This is a genomic window from Pyramidobacter piscolens W5455 (assembly GCF_000177335.1).
GTDB classification, from domain to species: Bacteria; Synergistota; Synergistia; order Synergistales; family Dethiosulfovibrionaceae; genus Pyramidobacter; species Pyramidobacter piscolens.
Genome location: NZ_ADFP01000104.1, coordinates 1 through 6,710 on the forward strand (window position 1 = coordinate 1; position 6,710 = coordinate 6,710).

Here is a 6,710-nt window from a genome sequence, read left to right on the forward strand (position 1 = left end):
GCGGACAAAAAGAGAACGCCGCGTTGTGATTTTTGGCATGTGTTTCTCGGTTTTGCCGGAAAATTTTGAGCGTACTCTCGAAGCCGTAAAACAATAAGGCAGGAACGCTCCTTTGCAAACGATTCTTTCGGACGGAATTAATGATTTACGACGAAGCAGAACTTTCGGATAGCCCAAGGCGCGGCAAAACGCTTTCTTAAGGGTAATACTGTTCATAAATGCAAATTGACTTTTCAAAAGCCGGATGATATTTTAAATTGAGCATAAAAACTATAACCGTTATTAACGGTTGAGAGGGAGCGATCGTTTCATGAACAGAAAACGGGTTGCGGTTCTGGCGGGTATGGCAGTGCTTGTTTCCTCCGCGGCCTTCGCGATGACGAAGGAAGAGGAAGATGCGGCCTGGAAGAAGGAGCCGGCGTATGGGCGCGTGATTAACGTGGGCTACAACGGCGGACTGTGTCTCGGCACTTTTGGCATTGCCGACATCAAAGGCTTCTACGCCGAAGAGGGGCTGAAAGTCAAGATCACGCGCATGACCAAGGATGTGGATGCCATCGGCACCGGCAAAGTCGACGTGGTGGGCGGCCACATCGCTAAGTTCATCATTCCTACGGTTAACGGCGTGCGCATGAAATTCACGACGGGCATCCACACCGGCTGCAAATCACTGTACGTGCTCGCCAAGGGCGACATCAAGAGCACAAAAGATCTGGTCGGCAAGACGGTGGCTGTGCCGAACGGCATTGGCGACTCCGATCAGAACATCGCCATGCGCTTTTTCAGCCGCGACGGTATCAGTCCCTTCTGCGACATCAAATGGAAGGTCGTTGAAGCGGGAGTCAGCATCATGGCCATGCAGAGCGGAGAGATTGAGGCCGCGCTGCTTGAAGATCAGTTCGCGCGCCGCTTCCTCGACGATGGTACTTTGCGCATCGTGCGTTCGCTGACTTACGACGATGATTTCAAGAAAGAAGCCTGCTGTGTTCATGCCGTCAATCTGGACTTCTACAACGAGAACCCGATCACCGTGAAGAAACTGACTCGCGCTCATGAAAAGGCCAGTCAGTGGATTCTCGACAATATCGACGAGAGCGTCCGCCTCCTGCTCGACCACAAGTACGTCACTGGCGGCTTCGACCTTGTGCAGTCCATTCAGAAAACTCTGGATTATGGCATCAGCGATCAGGCGACGGAAGAGACACTGCGTCTTATCATCCGCGATTACCAAGGCTTTGGCATTCTCGATCCCCGCCTCGATCCCGACAAGATCCTGAAAAAGATCTGGGATCCGGTCTTGCAGCACGATTGATTTTTATGGTGTCGGCACTTTGTTTGAAAGGAGAACATTGCTATGAGCGAAAAGAATGCCGCGGCGGTCAAGTCGCAGATCGATTATAAAAACGCGGCGCGCCAGGCGGCCCTGCGCGGTAAAAAGCTGCGCGAAGCCGCCCCCGAAGCGACGCAGGCTTTTAGCGCCCTCGGGGCCGCCGCGCTGAAAGACGGGGCCTTGTCTTTGAAGACGAAAGAGTTGATCGCGCTGATGCTTGCCCTGCAGTCCCACTGCGAAATGTGCATCAACTCGCACGTCCAGAACGCCATCAAGGCCGGCGTCACGCGCGAAGAGCTGGTCGAAGCGCTTGGCGTCGCCGTCCTTATGGGCGGCGGCCCCAGCTCGGCTTATGCCGGGATCGTGCTGGAAGCGTACGATCAGTTCAGCGCCAAGTAACAAGAGTCTGACCTGAAGTGACTTTTTATCTGTTTTACGAAAAACACAATATTTAAAGGAGAGCCGTTGATGAAAAAGTTTCTTGTCGTTCTGTTCTGCGCCGCGCTGATGGCTGCGCCTGCCGCCGCCATGACGAGGGAAGAGGAAGACGCCGCCTGGAGGAAGGAACCCGCCTACGGCCGCGTCATCAAGATCGGTTACAACGGCGGTCTCTGCCTCGGCACGTTCGGCATCGCCCAGCTGAAAGGTTTTTACGAAGCGGAAGGGCTGAAGACCGAAGTGATTCGTATGGCCGGCGGCAGCAGCGGTCAGATCGACGCCATCGGCACCGGCAAGGTGGACGTGACGGGCGATCATATCGCCACGATGCTCGTTCCCACCGTCAATGGCGTGCGCGTCAAGTTCACCACGGGCATCCATTCGGGCTGTAAATCGCTGTATGTGCCCGTGGACAGTCCAATCAAGACTACGGCCGATCTGGTCGGCAAATACGTCGCCATTCCCGACGGCATCGGCGGTTCCGATCAGAACATTTCCATGCGCTTTTTCAACCACGACAAGGTTGATCCGCGCCAGATCAAATGGAAAGTCGCCGAAGCCGGCATCGCCGTGATGGCCATGAAGAAGGGGGAAGTGCAGGCGGCGCTGCTCGGCGACCAGTTCGCCAAAAAATTCCTCGACAGCGGCGAACTGCGCATCATCCGCTCGCTGACCTTCGACGAGGATTTCAAGCAGGAGCCTTGCTGCATCCACGCCGTACATCTCGACTTCTACAACGAGAACCCCATTACCGTAAAGAAACTGACCCGCGCGCACGAGGCCGCCAGCGCCTGGATCATGGAACATCCCGAAGAGGCCGTGGCCGTGCTTCAGGCGAACAAGTGGGCGGCCGGCGATCCCAAGCTCGTGCTCGAGATCTTCAAGACCTACGACTACAGCATCAGCGACGAAGCTACGGAAGCCGCGCTGCGCAACATCATCGACGACTACAAGACATTCGGCCTCATCGACGCCAAAAAGGATACCGATGCGCTGATGAAGCAGGTCTGGGATCCCGTGCTCCAGCACGAGTAGTTTTTTTCGTATCCTGTTTTTCAGGATGTTTTTGCCGCGAGGGGGCTCCCGGCAAAAAAACATCCAATCATATCTCATCTCAAGGGGGGAGTTTTTCAATGGTAAAGTACTCAGTCGAACAGGTCAGCCCGAAGGCCGTCCAGAAGCACGCGGAAGATCTTTACAGAAACGGTTTCTTCTGCTGCGAGGCGGTGATGTCGGCGATCAGAAGCGATTTCAACGTGGACGTCCCCGAAGAAGTCATCGCTCTGTCGTCGGGCATGGCGATCGGCGCCGGTCGTTCCGGCTGCATGTGCGGGGCGCTGAACGGCGGCATCATGGCGCTGGGCCTGTTTTTCGGCCGTACGACGCAGGACGGCCCCAAGGATCCGAAGGTCAATTACTGCATGAAGCTCACGCACGAGCTGCACGACTGGTTCAGGGACGCGAACGCCAAACACGCGAACTGCTGCCGCGTGCTCACCAGAGGCTTTGAGATGGCCGAAGGGGAACACAAGGCTCAGTGCATTGCTTTCACCGGTCTCTGCGCAGGCAAGGTCGCCGAGATCCTGTGCCGCGAGCTGAACATCAAAAACGTTGACGACGGACCGATCGAAGGTTTGAAAGCGCCGTATTTGCCGCCTGCGAAGAACTGATTTGAACGGAGGTTGACGGATGCAGTTCATCAAGAAAGTGCCGATTCCCGCGGCGGGCGTGATGCTGGGCGTCGCCGCGCTGGGCAATCTGCTGCAGAGCTACGGCGAAGGGATCCGCAGCGTCTGCGGTTTGCTGGCGGCGTTTTTGCTGGTTTTGCTGCTGCTGAAGTTGTTCTGCTTCCCCGCCGCGGTCAAAGAGGACATGCAAAATCCGATCACGGCGGGCGTCTCCGCCACGTTCCCGATGGCGCTGATGTTGCTGAGCACTTATATTCTGCCCTTTGCCGGCGGAGCGGCGCGCGTCCTGTGGTGGTTCGCCGTGGCGCTGCACGTGGTGCTGATCGTTTGGTTCACTCTCAAGTTTGTGCGCAACTTTGACTTGAAAAAAGTCACCACGGTGTTCTTCATCCTCTATGTCGGCATTGTCGTCGCTTCGGTGACTGCACCCGCTTATGGGCGCGGCGCCGATGTCGGCACCATCGCTTTCTGGTTTTGGTTTGCGGCGCTTCTGATCCTGCTGTTCGTGGTGACGAAGCGGTATCAAACGCTGCCCGTGCCGGAGCCGGCGATGCCGCTGATCTGCGTCTATGCGGCGCCCACAAGCCTTTGCGTGGCCGGTTATGTGCAGTCGGTCATGCCCAAATCCTTCGCGATGCTGGCCTTCCTGCTGGCGCTGGCGCTGTTGACGTACGTCTTTGCGCTGGTCAGGAGTTTATCGATGTTGAAACTGCCGTTCTATCCCAGCTATGCGGCCTTTACCTTCCCGTTCGTGATCTCGGCGATTGCCTTCAAGCAGGGAGCGGCTTGCGCCGCCAAGCTCGGGCACGCCCTGCCGCTCGTGCCGTACCTTGTGCCGGCGGCGACGCTGATAGCTGTCGTGTTCGTGGTTTATACCTATCTCCGTTTCATGCAGTTCATCTTTTCGAAATGATCTGCGCCGGACGGAGCTTCCGTCCGGCGTGAACAAGATCTGCCGGCGGTATGGCGCAAAAGGGGGAGGGCTTGCGGCGGCTCCCCCTCTTTTGCGTTTCCGTCCGGCGCGAAACGGGAACAGAAAATGTGACAGGCAACCAGCGCTGCGCGGTGCTTGCCGAAGAGAGGAGATTTTTTCTTTATGCCCGGCCATGAAAACGGTCAAGCTCCCGGGATGCCGCCCCGCCGTCTGACGCGGGACGAACTGGCGATTCTCGAGAGCCGCCCGAAAACGAAATTTCAGAAATTTCTCGATTACGTCGTCTGTTTCCTTCCCGTCGTCGCCGGCGGCGTCGCCCTGTGGGAGTACAACTGCCTTCCCGATCTGCAGGGCAATACCCATGGCAACTACTACAACTGGTTCATACTCGCCCTGATGGGGCTGGCGCTGATCGGTTTTCTCGCCTCGTTTTGCAGGCGCCGCGCCTTCCGCTGGATGCGCTACAAAGCCCCCTTCTATACGTTCGTCTTTCTGGCGCTGGCCGGCTACGACTGGCTGACGCTCAAGACGGGCGGCCTGCCGCTGCCGTACTTTCCGTGGCTCGATCAGATGCTGGAAGCGGCCGTCGCCGATTGGGCCTACCTGATGGACTGCGCCAAAAACTCGCTGATCCTGTTGTTCACCGGCTACTTCATCGGCGTCGGCGCCGGGCTGGTGACCGGCATTGCCTGCGGCTACAACCGCAACGTCAACTACTGGATCGAGCCGTTTACGCGCCTGCTGGGAGCCATCCCATCGACGACCTGGCTTCCCGTCGTCATGGTGCTGGCCGCCACGCTCTTTCGCGGCAGCGTGTTCATCATCGCCCTCGGCGTGTGGTATTCCGTCACGATCGCCACCAAGACCGGCATCACCAACATCGACCCCGCCTATTTCGAGGCGGCGCGCACGCTGGGCGTCAAAGGCATGCGCCTCGTCGGCGCTATCGCCGTACCTTCGGCGCTGCCGAACATTCTGCAGGGTATGACTCAGGGCATGAGCACAGCTTGCGTCGCCCTGATGGTGGCGGAGATGATCGGCGTCGAGTCGGGACTTGGCTGGTACATCACCTGGCAGAAAAGCTGGGCCCGCTACGGCAACATGTACGCCGCCGTCGTTGCCATCTGCGTTATCTTCGTGCTTGTCAACGCGCTGCTGGGCGCGGTGCGGCGCTACGTGCTGCGCTGGCAGGAAAGGTAGGCCGTCATGTCCGAAAATATCCTCAAACTCGACCACGTCAGCAAAAGTTTTGCCAACGCCGGCGCCGGCAGTTCCGTCACCGAAGCCCTTGCAGACATCAACGTGGAGATTCGTTCCGGCGAGTTCATCAGCGTCATCGGCCCCTCCGGCTGCGGCAAATCGACCATCCTGCGCCTGATCGCCGGACTGATCGTGCCGACGACCGGAAAAGTGACTCTCAACGGTGAAGTCATTGACGGCCCCGCTCCCGTGCGCGGCATGGTCTTTCAAAAACCGACGCTTTTTCCGTGGCTGACCGTGGAGCAAAACGTCGCCTTCAGCCTGAGAATGCGCGGCCAGCTGCGCGGCCATGAGGCCGAAGTCGAGGAACTGATGAGAACCGCCGGACTGTGGGACTTCCGCAAGAACTGGCCGCACCAGCTGTCCGGCGGCATGGCCCAGCGCGCCGCGTTGCTGCGCACCATGGTCAACAACCCGCAGGTCTTTTTGCTCGACGAACCGCTCGGCGCTCTCGACGCCTTTACCCGCATGACCATGCAGGACGTCATCCTCTCCATGTGGTCGAGCCACCGTCCCATGGTCGTCATGGTCACGCACGACGTGGACGAAGCCTTCTACATGGGCTCCCGCGTCATCGTCATGGCGCCGCGCCCCGGCCGCGTCCACAACGACATCAAAGTCGACCTGCCCTATCCGCGCCGCCGCACCAGCCGAGAATTCATGGACTATCGCAAGTTCGCCATGGAACAGCTGAACTTCGACAACCGCGAAGCGTAAAAAAGAGGCTTTTCTCTTCTAATGAACGAAGAAGAGAAAAGCCTCTTTTTTTTGTATCATGATCCCGTTGGAGAACGTCTTCGCGAAAATTTAAAGATGAAATATTCTGTTAAATAATCTGTTTGCAGATCTTTTTCCCTTGCTTTAAAAATAAGTCAACGAATATTCGAGACTTATAAGCAATTCAACAACTAAATTTAAGCGAAAGAAAACAAAAAGATTTGTATTGTGGGCAAGACAATCTAAATGAAATCGTAGACAGGAAGAGGGAGTCGCGGTAATATACGCCGTGTTGCGCGCGTGAAGGGCCTCTGAGAAGAGCCCGGAGAGCGGGCGACACGGC

Annotated in this window: 7 protein-coding genes; all 7 read left to right on the forward strand. The window is 57.3% G+C overall.

The window, feature by feature from the left end; translation table 11 throughout:
- Window positions 1-310 precede the first annotated feature (310 nt).
- Window positions 311-1,312, forward strand: a complete 1,002-nt coding sequence (locus HMPREF7215_RS09415; RefSeq protein WP_009165612.1) for an ABC transporter substrate-binding protein — start codon at window positions 311-313, stop codon at window positions 1,310-1,312.
- A 42-nt stretch (window positions 1,313-1,354) separates the two neighbouring features.
- A complete protein-coding gene (locus tag HMPREF7215_RS09420; protein WP_009165613.1) occupies window positions 1,355-1,729 on the forward strand; it encodes a carboxymuconolactone decarboxylase family protein in 375 nt (124 codons plus the stop codon).
- A gap of 69 nt (window positions 1,730-1,798) precedes the next feature.
- Complete coding sequence (locus tag HMPREF7215_RS09425; protein WP_009165614.1) at window positions 1,799-2,803, forward strand: ABC transporter substrate-binding protein; 1,005 nt, start codon at window positions 1,799-1,801, stop codon at window positions 2,801-2,803.
- A 98-nt stretch (window positions 2,804-2,901) separates the two neighbouring features.
- Window positions 2,902-3,438: a C-GCAxxG-C-C family protein gene (locus HMPREF7215_RS09430; RefSeq protein WP_009165615.1), complete on the forward strand. Its 537-nt coding sequence runs from the start codon at window positions 2,902-2,904 to the stop codon at window positions 3,436-3,438.
- Window positions 3,439-3,457: 19 nt separating this feature from the next.
- Window positions 3,458-4,369, forward strand: coding sequence for a TDT family transporter (locus tag HMPREF7215_RS09435; RefSeq protein WP_009165616.1), 912 nt, complete (start codon window positions 3,458-3,460; stop codon window positions 4,367-4,369).
- A gap of 183 nt (window positions 4,370-4,552) precedes the next feature.
- Window positions 4,553-5,590 carry an ABC transporter permease gene (locus HMPREF7215_RS09440; RefSeq protein WP_009165617.1) on the forward strand — a complete coding sequence of 346 codons (1,038 nt, stop codon included), beginning with the start codon at window positions 4,553-4,555 and terminating at the stop codon, window positions 5,588-5,590.
- 6 nt (window positions 5,591-5,596) lie between these two features.
- Window positions 5,597-6,367 carry an ABC transporter ATP-binding protein gene (locus HMPREF7215_RS09445; RefSeq protein ID WP_009165618.1) on the forward strand — a complete coding sequence of 257 codons (771 nt, stop codon included), beginning with the start codon at window positions 5,597-5,599 and terminating at the stop codon, window positions 6,365-6,367.
- The last annotated feature ends 343 nt before the right edge of the window (window positions 6,368-6,710 follow it).

Excerpts from the sequence above, each read along its gene's own strand:
- HMPREF7215_RS09425 (WP_009165614.1), top strand. The coding sequence starts at position 1,799 with ATGAAAAAGTTTCTTGTCGTTCTGTTCTGCGCCGCGCTGATGGCTGCG.
- HMPREF7215_RS09430 (WP_009165615.1), top strand. The coding sequence starts at position 2,902 with ATGGTAAAGTACTCAGTCGAACAGGTCAGCCCGAAGGCCGTCCAGAAG.
- HMPREF7215_RS09415 (WP_009165612.1), top strand. The coding sequence starts at position 311 with ATGAACAGAAAACGGGTTGCGGTTCTGGCGGGTATGGCAGTGCTTGTT.
- HMPREF7215_RS09440 (WP_009165617.1), top strand. The coding sequence starts at position 4,553 with ATGCCCGGCCATGAAAACGGTCAAGCTCCCGGGATGCCGCCCCGCCGT.
- HMPREF7215_RS09420 (WP_009165613.1), top strand. The coding sequence starts at position 1,355 with ATGAGCGAAAAGAATGCCGCGGCGGTCAAGTCGCAGATCGATTATAAA.
- HMPREF7215_RS09445 (WP_009165618.1), top strand. The coding sequence starts at position 5,597 with ATGTCCGAAAATATCCTCAAACTCGACCACGTCAGCAAAAGTTTTGCC.
- HMPREF7215_RS09435 (WP_009165616.1), top strand. The coding sequence starts at position 3,458 with ATGCAGTTCATCAAGAAAGTGCCGATTCCCGCGGCGGGCGTGATGCTG.